This window comes from Citrobacter sp. CF971 (assembly GCF_006385635.1).
GTDB lineage: Bacteria > Pseudomonadota > Gammaproteobacteria > Enterobacterales > Enterobacteriaceae > Citrobacter > Citrobacter freundii.
Genome location: NZ_CP041051.1, coordinates 2,342,821 through 2,360,045, shown reverse-complemented (window position 1 = coordinate 2,360,045; position 17,225 = coordinate 2,342,821). Strand labels below are relative to the sequence as shown.

The window sequence follows — 17,225 nt, the reverse complement described above, 5'->3', positions numbered from 1 at the left end:
TAATTTCGCTGTAGAGATTAATATATAGCGATAACTATAATGGAGTGAGTTATGTCTGATACTGAGCAATATGGAGGCATCAGCCGCAGGACGTTAGTGAAATCCTCGGCTATCGGTTCGCTGGCGCTTGCCGCAGGCGGGCTGTCATTACCTTTTGGAATGCGCACCGCCGCCGCTGTGGTACAACAAGCGATACAACCGGCTGAAGAGAAAGTGGTTTGGGGCGCGTGTTCCGTAAACTGCGGCAGCCGTTGTGCCCTGCAACTCCACGTCAAAGATGACGAAGTCGTATGGGTGGAGTCCGATACGACCGGAGACGATATTTATGGTCAGCACCAGGTTCGTGCCTGTCTGCGTGGGCGTTCAATCCGCCGACGGATCAATCATCCGGATCGTCTGAATTATCCGATGAAGCGCGTAGGCAAACGTGGTGAGGGAAAATTCGAACGTATAACCTGGCAGGAAGCGCTGGATACCATCAGTGACAGTTTAAAAAATACCGTGGAGAAATACGGTAATGAAGCTGTTTATATTAATTACACCTCAGGCATTGTAGGCGGCAACATTACGCGTTCCTCTCCTTATGCCTCGCTGGTCGCTCGCCTGATGAACTGCTATGGCGGTTTCCTGAGCCATTACGGCACTTACAGCACCGCACAAATCGCGGCAGCAATGCCCTATACCTACGGCTCAAATGACGGCAACAGCACATCCGACATCGAAAACACGAAACTGGTAGTAATGTTTGGCAATAATCCTGCCGAAACGCGCATGAGCGGCGGCGGAATAACGTACTTCCTTGAACAGGCCCGGGAGCGATCTAATGCCCGGATGATCGTCATTGATCCGCGCTATACCGATACCGCTGCGGGTCGTGAAGATGAGTGGATCCCTATCCGTCCGGGAACCGATGCCGCACTCGTGGCGGGACTTGCCTGGGTTATGATTAACGAAAATCTTGTCGACCAGGCGTTCCTCGACACATATTGCATCGGTTATGACGAGAAAACCCTACCCGCCGACGCCCCCGCTAACGGACATTACAAGGCCTATATACTTGGCAACGGCGATGATGGTATCGCTAAAACGCCCCAATGGGCCTCGCATGTCACCGGGATCCCCGCCGATCGCATTATCAAACTGGCTCGGGAAATCGGCAGCACAAAACCGGCATATATTTGTCAGGGCTGGGGGCCGCAACGTCAGGCTAACGGCGAACTGACCTCACGGGCGATCGCGATGTTGCCTATCCTGACCGGCAACGTTGGCATCAACGGCGGCAATAGCGGTGCACGAGAATCAACCTACACCATCACGATTGAACGCATGCCGCTGCCGGAGAATCCCATCAAGACCCAGATATCCTGCTTTAGCTGGACCGACGCCATCGCTCGTGGCCCGGAAATGACCGCAACCCGCGATGGCGTGCGCGGGAAAGATAAGCTCGATGTACCGATTAAATTTATCTGGAACTACGCGGGCAACACCATTACTAATCAGCACTCAGATATCAATAAAACGCATGAGATCCTTCAGGATGATACGAAATGCGAAATGATAGTGGTCATCGAAAACTTCATGACATCCTCGGCCAAATATGCCGATATTCTGCTGCCGGACTTAATGACCGTCGAACAGGAAGACATTATTCCTAACGACTATGCGGGCAACATGGGATACCTCATTTTTATTCAACCCGCGACGTCACCGAAGTTCGAGCGTAAACCGATCTACTGGATAATGAGCGAAGTCGCCAAACGCCTTGGCAATGATATTTATCAACGCTTTACGGAAGGCCGTACTCAGGAACAGTGGCTCCAGTATTTGTATGCAAAAATGCTGGCCAAAGACCCCGCGCTGCCTTCCTATGACGAGCTGAAAAAAATGGGGATCTATAAACGTAAAGACCCTAACGGGCATTTTGTCGCTTATAAAAAATTCCGCGACGATCCGCAGGCCAATCCGCTCAAAACACCGTCCGGAAAGATTGAAATTTATTCCAGTCGACTGGCGAAAATAGCCAACACCTGGGAGTTGCAAAAGGACGAAGTAATTAGCCCGCTTCCCGTCTACGCCTCTACGTTTGAAGGGTGGGATGATCCGAAACGCAGCGCATTTCCGCTGCAGTTGTTTGGCTTCCATTACAAATCCCGTACGCACTCCAGCTAAGGCAATATCGATGTTCTGCAGGCGTCCTGCCGTCAGGAAGTGTGGATCAACCCTGTCGATGCCCAAAAGCGTGGTATTGCAAATGGCGATATGGTGCGGGTCTTTAACGACCGCGGTGAAGTACGTATTGCGGCCAAAGTGACGCCGCGGATCCTGCCCGGCGTCAGCGCAATGGGCCAGGGTGCATGGCACGATGCCGATATGACCGGCGACAAAATTGATCATGGCGCCTGCGTCAATACGCTGACAACACAGCGCCCTTCACCGCTGGCAAAAGGCAACCCACAGCACACTAATCTGGTCGAGATCGAGAAGGTTTAAGGACTAACCCATGACAACTCAGTATGGATTTTTTATTGATTCCAGTCGTTGCACCGGATGCAAAACCTGCGAACTGGCCTGCAAAGACTACAAGGATCTCACCCCCGACGTCAGTTTCCGCCGGATTTACGAATACGCCGGAGGTGACTGGCAGGAAGACAACGGCGTCTGGCGACAGAACGTTTTCGCCTACTACCTCTCCATTGCCTGTAACCACTGTGAAGATCCGGCCTGTACCAAGGTTTGCCCCAGCGGGGCTATGCATAAACGTGATGATGGTTTTGTGGTCGTTGATGAAGATGTGTGTATTGGCTGTCGTTACTGCCACATGGCCTGTCCGTACGGCGCACCGCAGTACAATGCCGCCAAAGGGCATATGACCAAGTGCGATGGCTGTCATGACCGCGTGGCAGACGGCAAAAAGCCTGTCTGCGTCGAGTCCTGTCCGCTGCGTGCGCTGGACTTCGGTCCCATTGATGAGCTGCGCGAAAAACATGGTGAGCTGGCAGCCGTCGCCCCGCTGCCGGGTGCGCACTTCACCAGACCGAGTATTGTGATCAAACCAAACGCCAATTGCCGCCCGACCGGGGATACCACGGGTTTTCTGGCTAATCCAAAGGAGGTGTAAAATGGGAAATGGATGGCATGAATGGCCGCTGGTACTGTTCACGGTGCTGGGCCAGTGCGTAGCCGGGGCGCTGATCGTAAGTGGCTACGGCTGGCTAACCACTAAAGACGATGCGGTAAAGCAGCGTATTGTGCGCAGCATGTTTTTTCTGTGGCTGGTGATGGGCATCGCCTTTCTCGCCTCAGTCATGCATTTAGGTTCGCCGCTGCGCGCGTTTAACTCGCTGAACCGAATTGGCGCATCGGCGCTGAGTAACGAAATTGCCAGCGGTTCGCTGTTTTTCGCCGTCGGTGGCCTGTGGTGGCTGGTTGCGTTTCTCGGTAAAATGCCCGCGACGTTAGGTAAAATCTGGCTACTGTTGAGCATGTTGCTGGGCCTGGTATTTGTCTATGCGATGACCAACGTCTACCAGATAGACACCGTCCCAACCTGGTATAACGGCTATACTACACTGGCGTTTTTCATGACGATGCTGCTCAGTGGACCGCTGTTTGCCGCCCTGCTGCTGCGGGCTGCGGGTGTTTCCTGCAGCCCTGCCAGATTCGCTGGTATCAGCGTGCTGGCCCTGCTGGTGACCGTGGCTGTTGTTGTGCTGCAGGGACTGTCGCTCGGCGAAATCCACAGTTCGGTACAAAACGCTGGCGCGCTGGTGCCCGACTACGCAAGCCTGCAGGTCTGGCGCATCCTCCTGCTGGTTGCGGGGCTGGGCTGCTGGATATGCCCGCTTGTCCGTCGCAAAGAACCGTCCGTCGGCGGACTGGCGCTGGGCTTAGTGTGCGTCCTCGCCGGTGAAATCATTGGCCGCGGCTTGTTTTACGGTTTACATATGACAGTCGGAATGGCTGTCGCAGGTTAATTTTCGGGTGCGGGGCAACCCGCACTGTTCAGGATTGTTTGCATGACCCATTTTTCACAACGTGACAACTTTTCCACCGCAGCGCGTGTGCTCGGCGCGCTGTTTTACTATGCCCCAGACAGTGCCGAAGCTTCGGCACTGGTCAGTGCGTTAAGCAACGATGGTTGGCAGGCGCAGTGGCCGCTTGAAAAGACAACGCTTTCGCCGTTAGTTGCACAGTTTCAGGCTGAGGCCGATGAGTCTCTCCCGCAGGCCTGGCAACGTCTGTTTGTTGGCCCTTATGCGCTCCCTTCTCCGCCCTGGGGATCCGTCTGGCTGGATCGTGAAAACGTGTTGTTTGGCGACTCCACGCTGGCTCTGCGTCAGTGGATGCGTGACAACGGTATCCAGTTTGCTATGCAGCAAAATGAGCCGGAAGATCACTTTGGTTCACTACTGTTGCTGACGGCCTGGCTTGCTGAGAACGAACGCCACACCGAGTGCGAACAGCTGCTGGCCTGGCATCTGTTCCCATGGTCATCGCGCTTCCTTAATGTGTTTATCGAAAAAGCCGATCACCCTTTCTACCAGGCGCTGGGTGAGCTGGCGCGTCTGACGCTGGCACAGTGGCAATCACAGTTATTGATCCCGGTAGCCGATAAGCCTTTGTTTCGTTAATTTCGTCACAGGCAGGATGCATACTGCCTGTGGTGCATCCTGTTGCGCACGCTGAGCTTTTGCTTCTGTTGTCAAATAGCCGCAAAATAAAACGTCTGAAACTTCCTCTCTGGCCACACATGCATCATTTACATGCTTATCCTGACCTGCGCGCCATGTTCCGCCGTCTGCTGATCGCCGCGTTGATTGGCGTCCTTGCTGCGCTGGCCGTCGCAGGATTTCGTCATGCCATGCTGCTTCTCGAATGGTTGTTTCTGAGCAATAACACGGGGAGTCTGGTCAACGCTGCGACAAACCTTTCGCCTTTAAGGCGTATGCTTACACCTGCACTCGGCGGTCTGGCGGCTGGATTACTACTGTGGGGCTGGCAAAAATTTAACCGTTTACGCCCACAGGCTCCCACTGATTATATGGAAGCTCTACAAACCGACGGACAATTTGACGTCAGTGCCAGCCTGGTGAAATCGCTGGCCTCGTTACTGGTTGTCGCCAGCGGGAGCGCTATCGGACGCGAAGGTGCCATGATTTTACTGGCGGCGCTGGCGGCTTCCTGCTTTGCTCAACGCTTTACCCCACGTACAGAATGGAAGTTATGGATTGCCTGCGGCGCCGCAGCGGGTATGGCCGGAGCCTATCATGCCCCGCTGGCGGGCAGTTTATTTATTGCCGAAGTGTTGTTTGGCACGCTGATCCTCGCATCACTGGGACCAGTAGTGGTGTCCGCCGTAGTCGCATTACTCACCACCAATCTGCTTAGCGACAGCAATGCGCTGCTGTATACCGTTCACCTGTCTCGGGAATTGCATACTCTGGAATACGTTATGATTGTCAGCACCGGTTTGGCTGCTGGCATCTGCGGACCGCTCTTCATGTGGCTGATGACCGCCAGTCATAATGGTTTTTTGCGCTTAAAACTCTCTCCGCCGTGGCAACTGGCGCTTGGTGGGTTGATCGTTGGCCTGCTTTCATTGCTTACGCCTGCGGTCTGGGGTAATGGCTACAGCGTGGTGCAGTCATATTTACTTTCGCCACCGCTGCTGGCCGTAGTTAGCGGGATTTTTATCTGCAAATTACTGGCGGTGCTTGCCAGCAGTGGATCCGGTGCGCCAGGTGGCGTGTTTACGCCAACGCTGTTTGTCGGCTTGTCGGTGGGCATGCTGCTGGGTCAGGTATGGGGATTATGGCTTCCGGGCTCGGATGAAATTGCTATTTTGCTGGGCTTAACGGGGATGGCCACGCTGCTGGCAGCTACCACACATGCACCAATAATGTCGACCTTGATGGTTTGCGAAATGACCGGGGAGTATCGCCTGCTCCCCGGATTACTGATTGCCTGTGTCCTGGCGTCGGTGCTGTCGCGTACGTTACGCCACGACTCTATCTACCGACAGCACGCTGCCGAGCATTGACAGACGGATGTACTGCGATAGCTCACGCTGCTCTGCACGAGGCAGATAAGGCAGTTCACCGATAAGCGGGGCAGGTAATTTTTTACCCAGCACATCAATGATTTCCGCATAATGCGCCAGCCCCGGGTTGATTCGGTTCGCGACCCAGCCAATCAGCGGCAGTCCGTCGCTGGCAATCGCCTGTGCGGTGAGGATAGCATGATTAATACAGCCTTCCTGGATACCCACCACCATCAGCACCGGCAGTTGTTCCTGCACCACCCATTCCGATAACGGACGCAGATCGTTCATCAAGCTCCGCCAGCCTCCGGTGCCTTCCACGACAACGTGATCGACTTTTTCGCTGAGGCTTGCGAGACCGTTGGATAACAGGGTGTAATTGACCGGACCACTATGCGCTACGCTACTTTCGTCTTCGCTTAGCGCAATCGGGTTGACCGCTTCGTAAGGCAGTTTGATAGTGGACACGCTTTGCAGCACCAGCGCATCTTTGTTGCGCAGACCTTCGGGCGTCTCTTTGCTGCCTTTGGCTACAGGTTTGTAACCCGCAACGCTTTTACCCCCTGACGCTAACGCTTGTAGTAATGCGCGGGAAACCACGGTCTTCCCAACAGAAGTGTCTGTACCTGTAATAAAGAAACGCTTCAGCATCACTAACTCCACCGTTATGCTTTGAAAATATAAGTCAGGAAAATAAAACAGTGGAGAAAGTCTAAGGTATGACGACCAGGATCAGCTTGAGATAGCGCAATTTTTCGTACGACAGTTAAAAAATGTTAACCCTGTAATAGACGAATCAACAAAGAACCGTTATACATCGCGTCCTTAACGAGCGCCGCCCCCGCCATCGTCCCCTGATTGGTAAACTGCGTACTTTCAACGACTATATGCTGACTGTAAGCCGGAAGTGCCTGCTGACGAATGCTGTCAGCGATGGTGGGGAACAAGATATCTGCCGCTTTACTGAGCGGAGACCCAATCAATATCTTTTGCGGGTTGAACAAATTCACCATGATGGCAAGAATTCTGCCGACGTGGGTCCCGACGCCGCTAATGATATCTTTCGCCAATAAATCACCCTGCATTGCCGCCAGACACAGTGCGTCTACCGTCAGCGGTTGCCCGTGTAAAGAAGAACTCATTGACTGCTTCAAGCGCACCTGCGCCAGTTCGAGCACGCTGTCGACGCTGGCGATCGTTTCCAGACAACCATGGTTACCGCAGTAGCAGCGTTTACCGTACGGATCCACCTGCGTATGGCCAATTTCCACCAGGCTACTGCTGCCTGCATGCAGTAAATGACCGTCAGTGATTACCCCGGCACCCACGTTATGATCGATCACCACCTGAATGACGTCGCGCGCACCACGCGATGCGCCGAAAAGCGCCTCAGCCATGGTCCAGGCGCTAATATCATGCTGAATATAGACCGGTACGCCAGTATGGTTCTCAAGCGCCTGGCCCAGCGGCATCTCTTTGACATCTTCGTAAAATGGCATGCGATGCACGATACCGTTTTCAGTATCAATAATGCCGGGTAAGGTGATGGCGATGGAGGTTAAGCGTTCCAGCTTTTGTTGATGGCGGATGAAAAACTGGTCGACCTGGGTAATAACACGTTCCAGAAGCGGTGTTTCACTGACCAGCTCCATTTCAAGACAATCTTCTACCACCAGTTTGCTGCTCAGATCGCGCAGTGCCAGAAAGATCTCGCCGCGACTGATACGGATGGATAAATAGTGCCAGGCTTCCGTTTCAACAACCAGCCCAACTGCCGGACGCCCACGGCTGCCCGCTTCCTTGATTTCCAGCTCTTGCACAAGGTGCGCTTCGAGCATTTCGCGGACAATTTTAGTAATACTGGCAGGCGCCAATTGCGCCAGGCGAGAGAGATCAATACGCGATACCGGACCCAGCTGATCAATCAGGCGATAAACCGCGCCAGCATTGGTCTGCTTAATTTGATCGATATGCCCAGGCTGACTATCAGCAACCACCACTTACTCCCTTTATTTTCGCGCTCCGAAATAATCTGCGGGCTATGGTGAAGCACTTCAATGGCTCCCGTCAACTTTTTACTTAGCCTTGTGATTTACTGCACATTTTCACTCATTTTTAAACTAAATTAATCGCCTGAACGGCCGCCAGCAGCTGCTCACGAAAGCGTTGCGCGGCGTGACTTTGCTCATGATGCTTTGGCCACACTAACCACATTTCCGAGACAGCATCTTCTTCCGCTATCGGGATCCAACACATTTCATATAGCTGCACCCGTTTAAAAGAAGCAGGAAGTATAGAAACCCCTAATCCTGCAGCCACCAGCCCGATGATAGTCATCGCTTCGCCAACCTCCTGCGCAATCGTCGGTTTTAGTCCATAGCGACGCATCAGGCCAAGAATATCGTCATACAACCCTGTCCCCACATGGGGGTCAAAAAAGACAAATGGCTCATTCGCCAGCTCGGCCAACGTGACCACAGGTTTTTGCGCCAACGGATGCGCGCGTGGGATCATCGCCATCAGTGGTTCATGCAGAATGATTTCACGCTCCAGCGTTTCCGGAAGCTGCGTATTGCGCAGAAGTCCCAAATCCAGCGTCCCTTCATTGAGCGGGGCAATTTGCTCACGTGTGTTCATTTCGCGGGTTTGCATATGCACTGCCGGGTAGCTTTGACGAAACAGAGATAACGTATCTGAAACGGCTTTGATAAACGGCGCCGACGACGTAAAGCCGATACGCAATTCCCCTGCTTCTCCCAAATGCAAACGCTCAGCCCTGGCGGCGGCTTCATTAACCAGCCCGAGGATCTGCCGACTGTCTGCCAGAAACTGCTTTCCGGCAGAGGTCAGCGCCACGCTACGGTTAGTTCGGGCAAGTAACCGGGCGCCAACCTGCTGTTCAAGGATCTGGATCTGCTGGCTTAGCGGCGGTTGCGAAATGTTTAATCGCGCTGCCGCCCGACCAAAATGCAACTCTTCGGCAACGGCCACAAAGTAACGTAAATGACGCAGTTCGATATTCATATTTTTAAAGTATTATTTGAGATTATTAATATATTAGACAGAATATTGTGATTTTCATACTCTTAAGGCTGGTCCTGTAGACGTAATTGGATGAGCAAGGATTTCAAGTGAGCCGTACAACAACTGTCGATACCGCGCCAACAAGCGATGTTGATGAACAGATAGTTACCCCGCCGGATGGTTTTATCAAACGCGGAACATCCCCATTTATGCGCGTCACGCTGGCGCTGTTTTCCGCCGGACTGGCGACTTTTGCCCTCCTCTATTGCGTACAACCCATACTGCCTGTGCTTTCGCACGAGTTTGGTGTCTCTCCTGCCAGCAGTAGTATTTCACTCTCCATTTCAACGGCGATGCTGGCGATAGGGTTACTGTTTACCGGCCCACTTTCAGATGCTATTGGCCGCAAGCCGGTGATGGTTACCGCGCTGCTGCTCGCCTCTTGTTGTACGCTCCTTTCAACAATGATGACCAGTTGGCACGGTATTTTAATCATGCGGGCGCTGATAGGACTTTCACTGAGCGGCGTCGCGGCGGTAGGGATGACCTATCTGAGTGAAGAGATTCATCCCAGTTTCGTCGCCTTCTCAATGGGCTTGTATATCAGCGGTAACTCGATTGGCGGTATGAGTGGTCGCTTGATCAGTGGCGTGTTTACCGACTTTTTTAACTGGCGTATCGCGCTGGCGGCGATCGGCTGTTTTGCCCTTGCCTCTGCGCTGATGTTCTGGAAAATCCTGCCGGAATCTCGTCATTTCAGACCAACGTCGCTGCGCCCGAAAACGTTGTTTATCAACTTCCGCTTGCACTGGCGCGACAGAGGCTTGCCGCTGCTGTTTGCGGAAGGTTTTTTACTGATGGGATCGTTTGTCACGCTGTTTAATTACATCGGCTACCGCTTGATGCTCTCTCCGTGGGAGCTCAGCCAGGCGGTTGTCGGTCTGTTATCTGTGGCGTATCTGACCGGGACCTGGAGTTCGCCAAAAGCAGGTTCTATGACCACTCGTTATGGCCGTGGCCCGGTAATGCTCTTTTCAACTGGCGTGATGCTGGTTGGACTGTTGATGACCCTGTTCACATCGCTATGGCTGATCTTCGCCGGGATGCTGCTCTTTTCAGCCGGTTTTTTTGCCGCGCACTCCGTTGCAAGCAGTTGGATTGGACCACGGGCAAAACGCGCTAAAGGCCAGGCTTCTTCCCTGTATCTGTTCAGCTATTATCTGGGATCCAGTATTGCCGGTACGCTCGGCGGCGTATTCTGGCACAGCTACGGCTGGAACGGCGTGGGCGGATTTATCGCCCTGATGCTGGTGCTGGCGTTGCTGGTCGGCGCACGTTTGCACCATCGTCTGCACGTATAATCCCCGATGCCCGGATTCCGGGCATCGCCTTTATGAATCAGGTAGTAACGTCTGGGCTCCCATTTGCAGAGCAATAACCGTCCCGTTCATCACTATATGCAGCATGATCGGCATCAACAGGCCGTTGCTTTTCAGTCTGGCGATGATCAAAACCTGCGACACAAGAAACAACATCAGCAACGTCCGTACATCCACATACTGCGTATGCATGATGGCAAAAATGACCGATACCACCACTGACGACAGCCAGGTTTTATTATTGAACCAGTACTGGAACGCGTTGAATAAACAGCCTCTGAAAACAATTTCTTCATAAACTGGCGCAATAAATATCAGAGTCAACGTAGATAACCACAATGCGTAACTACTTAAAGATATTTGGCTGGTCACCCACGCTTCGGTTTGTCTGAGACCCAAAATCAATGGCAGGATAAGCTGAATAAACAGCAGCGCCGCAAACAAAATGGTAAACCACCTGGCGTTGAAAATGCCTTTGCCCAGCCCCTCTCTTTTTCTGAAGAAGAAGTAATACAGCGGAACCAGCACAACAAATTCCAATGCAAACAACAGCGGGAAAAGTAGCCCTTTGGCAAGCAGGTCCTGACTCGCGGGGAAAAACAACGGGGTAAACGTGAGGCCAAACATCAGTAAAAACATTGAAAAGCAGCCAGCTACTGCTTTGGTCCTGGCGATATACAGGTTGTCGGCATCCTGTGACATACAATCTCCTTGCGCTCATCGAAGATAAGTTGATGAATTACCGATACATGATAAAAATTCTCATTATCACTGACAACCTACCAACTTTTACGCAATGCCCATTGGGGCAATGCCAAAACCCTCTTTACTCCGGAACTTCACCGTCAACTACTCAGGGGAGAATCCGCCAGCGGCAACGAAAAACGGAAGCAGGCCCCTGCCGTTGAGCTAACCAGGCTGATATCCCCTCCATGCAGCTCGAGCATTCTACGCACGATCAGTAAGCCCAAGCCGCCGCGCTCAGCCCTCTGCTCACGGAGAACTAACGCGGTCGGGCGCTGAAACAATACTTCTCGCACAGCTTCTTCTACCCCAGGCCCGCTGTCCTGCACTTCGGCTAATAAACGGTCTGCATCACGCCAGACTTTTAGCCGCACTTCACCTCCGTCAGGCGTATGACGGATAGCGTTATCCAGCAGATTCGTCACAACTCTTTCTATCATCGATAAATCGGCATTCACCAGCGGTAACGGCCCCATTACGTCAAGGTGCAACTGCAAATGACGCGTGGCAACAGGGAGATCAAATTTCTGTGCCACATCCTGGATCAATTCACCAATAGCAAAACGTTCACGCTGCGGTTTTATACCGCCATGCTCCAGTCTTGCCAGCTCAAACAGCTGTTGTGACAGATGACGAACTTTATGTCCCTGGCGCAGCGCGATACTAAGATAATGCCGGTTTTCCTCCGGCGTCATCGTATCGGCTTTCAGCGACAGCATTTCCAGATACCCCAGCAATGAAGTCAGCGGCGTGCGTAAATCATGCGAAATATTGGCTATAAACTCTCTGCGCTGACGATCGCTGTCCGCTAATAGATCCCACTGCTGCGCAATTTTCTGCGCTAACTCGATAAACGCATTGTTCAGCAACGCAATTTCATTTGCCGGGGCCGGATCGGAATTTTTTTGCGCCAGCTGTTTGATGACGCTAATGCTGTCCTGTTCCAGTTTGACCACCTGCCCAGTCAACCTTTTCACTGGATTCGTCACCCATCGCCACACCAGAAAACCTGCAATTCCGCCGGCTAATAAAACCAGTATTAACGTCCAGGCCACGGTATTCCAGAGCGTTTTTTGCCAGGCGGTATTCGCCAACATATTCAGATCTTCGCCCTGCAGAATAATGTACAAATAGCCATGCAGCTCACCGTTATATAAAACCGGCGCGGCGCTGAATACCTTTTGCTGGCTGCTGCGCGGATCGTTGCCATATACGGGCAACGCATCTGAGTTAAGGAAATCCTGAATCGGCTGCACGCTAATTTTCTGCCGCTGGATATGCCCCGGCGGTGCGGCATCAGCGAGTATTTCACCTGATGGTGAAACCAGATACAGCTCCACGCTGGGGTTGAGCGTCATCAGGTGATTAAACAATCCTTTTAAGGTCTGGCGATTAACCTGCCCGCTGGCATCAATAAGCGACTCACTTTTGACAATCTTGCTCGCCAGCTCCAGCGAGAGCCTTTGCACCATCGCGTCGCCATATTGTTTGCTACTGCGAACCTGGACAGCACTGACGGCAACCGCACAAATCAGCATAATGGCGGTAAAGACCAGAGTCAGACGCTGGCTCAGCGACAGGCGATAAATCATGGCTGATGCTCCGCATTAACCGCAGCAAGCTTATAGCCTCGTCCCCAAACCGTGAGAATAATTTCCGGCTCCGCAGCATCCTTTTCAATTTTGGTCCGCAGACGATTAATATGACTGTTCACCGTATGCTCATACCCTTCATGCTGGTAGCCCCACACCTGATCTAACAGCGCCTGGCGCGAAAAGACCTCGCCTGGATGACGGGCGAAAAAATAGAGCAGATCGAATTCTCGCGGTGTCAAATCGAGGGATTTACCATGCAGCCGAACTTCCCGGGCTAAAGGGTCAATCTCTACGCCATGAACGGTGATAATCCCCGCCTCCATACGCAGGTTCTGACTCATCGCTTCCTGACGGCGAAACAACGCCTTCACCCGAGCCATCAACTCCAGCACCGAGAAAGGCTTGGCCAGATAATCATCGGCCCCCATTTCCAACCCCAATACACGGTGCGTTTCGCTGGTCCGGGCGCTGATAATAATAACGGGCAAATAAAAACTCATTTGGCGAATGCGACGACAAATCTCCAGCCCGTCGACACCTGGCAGCATCAAATCGAGGATAACGGCATCCCAAACGTGTTTCTCCAGTTGTTCAAGCGCTCGCGTGCCGTCCGCTTCATGAACTATCTCGTAACCCTCATCCTTCAGGCTAAGCTGCAAAAGTGAGGCAATATCGCTGTCATCTTCCACCAAAAATATCTTTTTCGCGCCTGCCATCAGTGTCATCCCCCTCTCGTCGTGCTGAAAGCTTACCTCAGGCAAGGGGCGGAAGTTATCACAAAATTTTTAACTTTTCGTGAGGATCCAGGGATACGCATACGCGCAGTATGTCGTTATAGACACACCAGGCATCAACAGGGAAACGTCGCTTTGTTTTCCTTAACATGAAAATAAAAAGGAAAAGTTATGCAGAAAAAACGTCCACTTCGGGAAGCTGATGTTACAGCCGAATCAGTTTTTTTTATGCAACGACGACAAATCCTCAAAGCACTTGGGATAGGCGCGGCGGCGGCCACGCTGTCTTCCCCTACACAGGCTAATTTGTTGGATTGGTTTAAAGGCAACGATCGTCCACCAGCACCCGCAGGCAAAGCGCTCGAATTTACAAAGCCCGGGCGCTGGCAAAACAGCCTGCCTCTGACGCCAGAAGAGAAGGTGACGGGCTACAACAATTTCTATGAATTTGGTCTGGATAAAGCAGATCCCGCCGCCAATGCCGGTAGTCTGAAAACCGATCCCTGGACATTGACGATCAACGGTGAGGTCAACAAACCTTTAACCTTGGATCATGATGCTCTGACCACTCGCTTTCCGTTAGAAGAGCGTATTTACCGGATGCGTTGCGTTGAAGCATGGTCGATGGTTGTGCCGTGGGTCGGATTTCCTTTGCATAAATTATTGGCGCTGGTTGAGCCAACAAGTCACGCCAAATACGTCGCCTTTGAAACTCGCTACGCCCCTGATGAAATGCCCGGCCAGAAAGATCGCTTCATTGGCGGTGGGTTAAAATATCCCTATGTTGAAGGTCTGCGTTTGGATGAAGCCATGCATCCGCTAACACTGCTGACCGTAGGCGTATATGGCAAAGCATTGCCGCCGCAAAATGGGGCGCCGATACGCCTGACCGTACCCTGGAAGTACGGCTTCAAGGGCATTAAATCGATAGTCAGTATTACGCTGACGCGTGAGCAGCCGCCGACGACCTGGAATATGTCAGCACCGAATGAATACGGTTTTTACGCCAACGTAAATCCGCAGGTCGATCACCCTCGTTGGTCTCAGGCTACTGAACGGTTTATCGGTTCGGGTGGCATTCTTGATGTGCAGCGACAGCCCACGTTACCTTTTAATGGTTATGCCGATGAGGTGGCATCGTTATATCGGGGTATGGATCTTCGGGAGTATTTTTAGTGAGGTTGACCGCAAAACAGATAACCGGCCTGAAAGTGCTGCTGCATCTCGCCGGTTTTTTACCCCTGCTATGGCTCTTTTGGGCCGCGCAGCATGGCGGGTTGGGTGCCGACCCGGGAAAAGATATCCAGCACTTTACGGGTATTACCGCGCTAAAGTTTTTGCTTGCTACTTTGCTGGTATCCCCGCTTGCTCGCTATGCAAAGCAGCCTTTGTTGTTTCGTACCCGGCGGTTGTTAGGTTTATGGTGCTTTGCATGGGCCACACTGCATATGGCCAGCTATGCTCTACTGGAACTGGGTATACAAAATCTGGGATTGTTGGGTCGTGAACTGGTTTCACGCCCATGGCTAACCCTGGGCATGACCGGTTGGATTATCTTATTCCTGTTGACGTTGACCTCCACGCAAGCCGCGCAGCGTAAAATGGGCAAACGCTGGCAAACATTGCACAACTACGTCTACCTGGCCGCCATATTGCTACCGCTGCATTACCTGTGGTCGGTAAAAGTGTTATCACCGCTCCCTATTATCTACGGCATCTGTTTTGTGGTTCTGTTGGCTTTTCGCTATAAAAAGCTTTTACGAAAAACCAGGTATAAAGGTGTGTTTATGAAAAGTGAGTGAATCACGGTAAACTTCTTAACCACACCTAAACTGAATCGCCACGGGTTTAACAGACACCTCAGAGTCATTTAAGATGACTTAAAGAGAGGTGCCCATGAGCGGTAAACGTTATCCCGAAGAGTTTAAAATTGAAGCAGTCAAACAGGTTATTGATCGCGGTCATTCTGTTTCCAGCGTTGCAACACGTCTCGATATCACCACCCACAGCCTTTACGCCTGGATAAAGAAGTACGGTCCGGACTCATCCACTAACAAAGAACAGTCAGATGCTCAGGCCGAGATCCGCCGACTCCAGAAGGAGTTGAAGCGGGTTACTGACGAACGGGACATATTAAAAAAAGCCGCGGCGTACTTCGCAAAGCTGTCCGACTGAGGTACGCCTTTATTCGTGACAACTCCCTTTGCTGGCCTGTTCGTCTGCTCTGCAGGGTGCTGGATGTTCATCCCAGTGGGTTTTACGCCTGGTTTAAGCAACCGTATTCTCAGCGCCACCAGATAGATCTGAGACTGACGGGACAGATCAAACAGTTCTGGCTGGAGTCCGGTTGCGTTTATGGTTATCGCAAGATCCATCTGGACTTGCGGGATAGCGGGCAACAGTGCGGAGTGAACAGAGTCTGGCGACTGATGAATCGTGCCGGGATAAAGGCTCAGGTCGGGTACCGGAGCCCGCGGGCACACAAAGGCGAGGTCAGTATCGTATCGCCCAACAGGCTTCAGCGACAGTTCAATCCGGATGCTCCGGATGAGCGTTGGGTAACGGACATAACTTACATCAGGACCCACGAAGGCTGGCTGTATCTTGCCGTGGTTGTTGATCTGTTCTCACGCAAAATTATCGGCTGGTCAATGCAATCCCGGATGACAAAGGACATTGTCCTGAATGCGCTTCTGATGGCCATATGGCGACGTAATCCTCTAAAACAGGTGATGGTTCATTCAGATCAGGGCAGTCAGTACACAAGCCATGAGTGGCAGTCGTTCCTGAAATCACATGGTCTGGAGGGCAGCATGAGCCGTCGCGGTAACTGTCACGATAATGCGGTTGCAGAAAGCTTTTTCCAGTTGCTGAAACGCGAACGGATAAAGAAAAAGATCTACGGAACACGGGAAGAAGCCCGCAGCGATATTTTTGATTACATCGAAATGTTTTATAACAGTAAGCGTCGGCATGGTTCGAGCAATCAGATGTCACCGACAGAATATGAAAACCAGTATTATCAACGGCTCAGAAGTGTCCAGATTATCCGTGGCGATTCATAATGCTTGTGACCTTAGAGTAAGTCATCCCCTTAACAGGATTTGCTGTTAAGTAATCCCTCTTATCAATGCAGAAATTGAACAACGCCTGTAGTTTTATCAGGGCATCCTGTCGACTTCTTGGTGCTTGGTAGCGTTCATCAAGAAATCGCTTAAAATCTGCTATGTGCTGCTTAGTAACATCTTCAACATTTTTTATTGAATGTCTTTTAGCCCATTCGATGAATAAGTTAACGCTTCGTCGATTTAGCTTCTCTGTCCGTAACTTCCAATCAGCACGATTATCTTCACACCATTCTTCCAGAACCTCACTGACAGGATGCATAGCTTTCTCGTATACGGTGGTTATCGGCATCGTAGACATATCTGAACCACCTTCCAAGACCATCAACAAAGCATCATCAACCAAACGGTCACGATATGACTTAAGGACGTTTCTTAAGCTCTCAAATGGAAGAGAAAGCTCTTTGATTCTTACATACTGAATGGTCAATTTTTGTGCTCTAAATTTTGCAATCTCTGGTAGTCGAGTCCTAAGACTTACCGACAATGTTCGATTGTTAAGTTTTTTCCTCCAGAGGTAGCCATCTTTCTGAGAGTGGCTAAGATGGGTGCATGAAAAGTGCATGAATCGTGTATGAATCACG

The 17,225-nt window shown here is 51.8% G+C and carries 15 protein-coding genes and 1 pseudogene; 9 read left to right on the top strand and 7 right to left on the bottom strand.

What is annotated here, in order from left to right; genetic code table 11:
• Positions 1-51: 51 nt before the first annotated feature.
• From ynfE to clcB, 5 genes and pseudogenes are all read left to right on the top strand, one after another.
• Positions 52-2,490: pseudogene (gene ynfE / locus E6P06_RS14845) on the top strand (selenate/tellurate reductase subunit YnfE).
• A 10-nt stretch (positions 2,491-2,500) separates the two neighbouring features.
• Entirely contained in the window at positions 2,501-3,118 is a 618-nt protein-coding gene (locus tag E6P06_RS14840) for a DMSO/selenate family reductase complex B subunit (RefSeq protein WP_016150219.1), read from the top strand.
• A 1-nt stretch (position 3,119) separates the two neighbouring features.
• On the top strand, positions 3,120-3,974 hold the full coding sequence (locus E6P06_RS14835; protein WP_139935388.1) for a dimethyl sulfoxide reductase anchor subunit family protein: 855 nt from the start codon (positions 3,120-3,122) through the stop codon (positions 3,972-3,974).
• 42 nt (positions 3,975-4,016) lie between these two features.
• Positions 4,017-4,631 carry a Tat proofreading chaperone DmsD gene (dmsD, locus tag E6P06_RS14830; protein ID WP_003028918.1) on the top strand — a complete coding sequence of 205 codons (615 nt, stop codon included), beginning with the start codon at positions 4,017-4,019 and terminating at the stop codon, positions 4,629-4,631.
• A 119-nt stretch (positions 4,632-4,750) separates the two neighbouring features.
• Positions 4,751-6,040, top strand: a complete 1,290-nt coding sequence (clcB, locus tag E6P06_RS14825) for a voltage-gated ClC-type chloride channel ClcB (RefSeq protein WP_032933007.1) — start codon at positions 4,751-4,753, stop codon at positions 6,038-6,040.
• Here the strand turns inward: clcB and bioD are convergent.
• The 3 genes from bioD to E6P06_RS14810 form a co-directional block, all read right to left on the bottom strand.
• A complete protein-coding gene (gene bioD, locus E6P06_RS14820; RefSeq protein WP_044712378.1) occupies positions 5,996-6,691 on the bottom strand; it encodes a dethiobiotin synthase in 696 nt (231 codons plus the stop codon). The two genes, clcB and bioD, sit on opposite strands and share 45 nt — an antisense overlap.
• Before the next feature lie 125 nt (positions 6,692-6,816).
• Positions 6,817-8,037, bottom strand: coding sequence for a sugar metabolism global transcriptional regulator Mlc (mlc, locus tag E6P06_RS14815; protein WP_003028923.1), 1,221 nt, complete (start codon positions 8,035-8,037; stop codon positions 6,817-6,819).
• A 118-nt stretch (positions 8,038-8,155) separates the two neighbouring features.
• Positions 8,156-9,064, bottom strand: coding sequence for a LysR family transcriptional regulator (locus tag E6P06_RS14810; RefSeq protein ID WP_003836337.1), 909 nt, complete (start codon positions 9,062-9,064; stop codon positions 8,156-8,158).
• Between the two features lie 107 nt (positions 9,065-9,171).
• Here E6P06_RS14810 and E6P06_RS14805 point away from each other — a divergent pair, with 107 nt between their 5' ends.
• A complete protein-coding gene (locus tag E6P06_RS14805; RefSeq protein WP_003028925.1) occupies positions 9,172-10,425 on the top strand; it encodes an MFS transporter in 1,254 nt (417 codons plus the stop codon).
• A 30-nt stretch (positions 10,426-10,455) separates the two neighbouring features.
• Here the strand turns inward: E6P06_RS14805 and E6P06_RS14800 are convergent, their stop codons facing one another.
• The 3 genes from E6P06_RS14800 to E6P06_RS14790 form a co-directional block, all read right to left on the bottom strand.
• On the bottom strand, positions 10,456-11,145 hold the full coding sequence (locus E6P06_RS14800; RefSeq protein ID WP_139935387.1) for a CPBP family intramembrane glutamic endopeptidase: 690 nt from the start codon (positions 11,143-11,145) through the stop codon (positions 10,456-10,458).
• 143 nt (positions 11,146-11,288) lie between these two features.
• Positions 11,289-12,779: an ATP-binding protein gene (locus E6P06_RS14795; protein ID WP_139935386.1), complete on the bottom strand. Its 1,491-nt coding sequence runs from the start codon at positions 12,777-12,779 to the stop codon at positions 11,289-11,291.
• Entirely contained in the window at positions 12,776-13,498 is a 723-nt protein-coding gene (locus tag E6P06_RS14790; RefSeq protein ID WP_003028928.1) for a response regulator transcription factor, read from the bottom strand. Before E6P06_RS14790 ends, E6P06_RS14795 begins: the two co-directional genes overlap by 4 nt.
• A 189-nt stretch (positions 13,499-13,687) precedes the next feature.
• On the opposite strand from E6P06_RS14790, the gene msrP reads away from it, so the two are divergent.
• From msrP to E6P06_RS14775, 3 genes are all read left to right on the top strand, one after another.
• On the top strand, positions 13,688-14,692 hold the full coding sequence (gene msrP, locus E6P06_RS14785) for a protein-methionine-sulfoxide reductase catalytic subunit MsrP (RefSeq protein WP_044699866.1): 1,005 nt from the start codon (positions 13,688-13,690) through the stop codon (positions 14,690-14,692).
• The gene (gene msrQ / locus E6P06_RS14780) at positions 14,692-15,318 is read left to right on the top strand and encodes a protein-methionine-sulfoxide reductase heme-binding subunit MsrQ (RefSeq protein WP_016150213.1); all 627 of its coding nucleotides are present in this window, start codon (positions 14,692-14,694) and stop codon (positions 15,316-15,318) included. The genes msrP and msrQ overlap by 1 nt, the downstream gene beginning before the upstream one ends.
• Positions 15,319-15,412: 94 nt before the next feature.
• A protein-coding gene (locus E6P06_RS14775) for an IS3 family transposase (protein WP_371419209.1) occupies positions 15,413-16,581 on the top strand; the annotation gives its coding sequence in 2 pieces (ribosomal slippage) (positions 15,413-15,650 and positions 15,650-16,581; 1,170 coding nt in all).
• Here the strand turns inward: E6P06_RS14775 and E6P06_RS14770 are convergent.
• Positions 16,562-17,224, bottom strand: coding sequence for a phage integrase SAM-like domain-containing protein (locus E6P06_RS14770; protein ID WP_139935384.1), 663 nt, complete (start codon positions 17,222-17,224; stop codon positions 16,562-16,564). The two genes, E6P06_RS14775 and E6P06_RS14770, sit on opposite strands and share 20 nt — an antisense overlap.
• Position 17,225 lies beyond the last annotated feature (1 nt).

Bases quoted from the DNA above. Each gene is read 5' to 3' on its own strand.
- msrP (WP_044699866.1), top strand. From the start codon at position 13,688: ATGCAGAAAAAACGTCCACTTCGGGAAGCTGATGTTACAGCCGAATCA.
- E6P06_RS14840 (WP_016150219.1), top strand. From the start codon at position 2,501: ATGACAACTCAGTATGGATTTTTTATTGATTCCAGTCGTTGCACCGGA.
- clcB (WP_032933007.1), top strand. From the start codon at position 4,751: ATGCATCATTTACATGCTTATCCTGACCTGCGCGCCATGTTCCGCCGT.
- E6P06_RS14790 (WP_003028928.1), bottom strand. From the start codon at position 13,498: ATGGCAGGCGCGAAAAAGATATTTTTGGTGGAAGATGACAGCGATATT.
- E6P06_RS14800 (WP_139935387.1), bottom strand. From the start codon at position 11,145: ATGTCACAGGATGCCGACAACCTGTATATCGCCAGGACCAAAGCAGTA.
- E6P06_RS14835 (WP_139935388.1), top strand. From the start codon at position 3,120: ATGGGAAATGGATGGCATGAATGGCCGCTGGTACTGTTCACGGTGCTG.
- dmsD (WP_003028918.1), top strand. From the start codon at position 4,017: ATGACCCATTTTTCACAACGTGACAACTTTTCCACCGCAGCGCGTGTG.
- E6P06_RS14795 (WP_139935386.1), bottom strand. From the start codon at position 12,779: ATGATTTATCGCCTGTCGCTGAGCCAGCGTCTGACTCTGGTCTTTACC.
- bioD (WP_044712378.1), bottom strand. From the start codon at position 6,691: ATGCTGAAGCGTTTCTTTATTACAGGTACAGACACTTCTGTTGGGAAG.
- E6P06_RS14810 (WP_003836337.1), bottom strand. From the start codon at position 9,064: ATGAATATCGAACTGCGTCATTTACGTTACTTTGTGGCCGTTGCCGAA.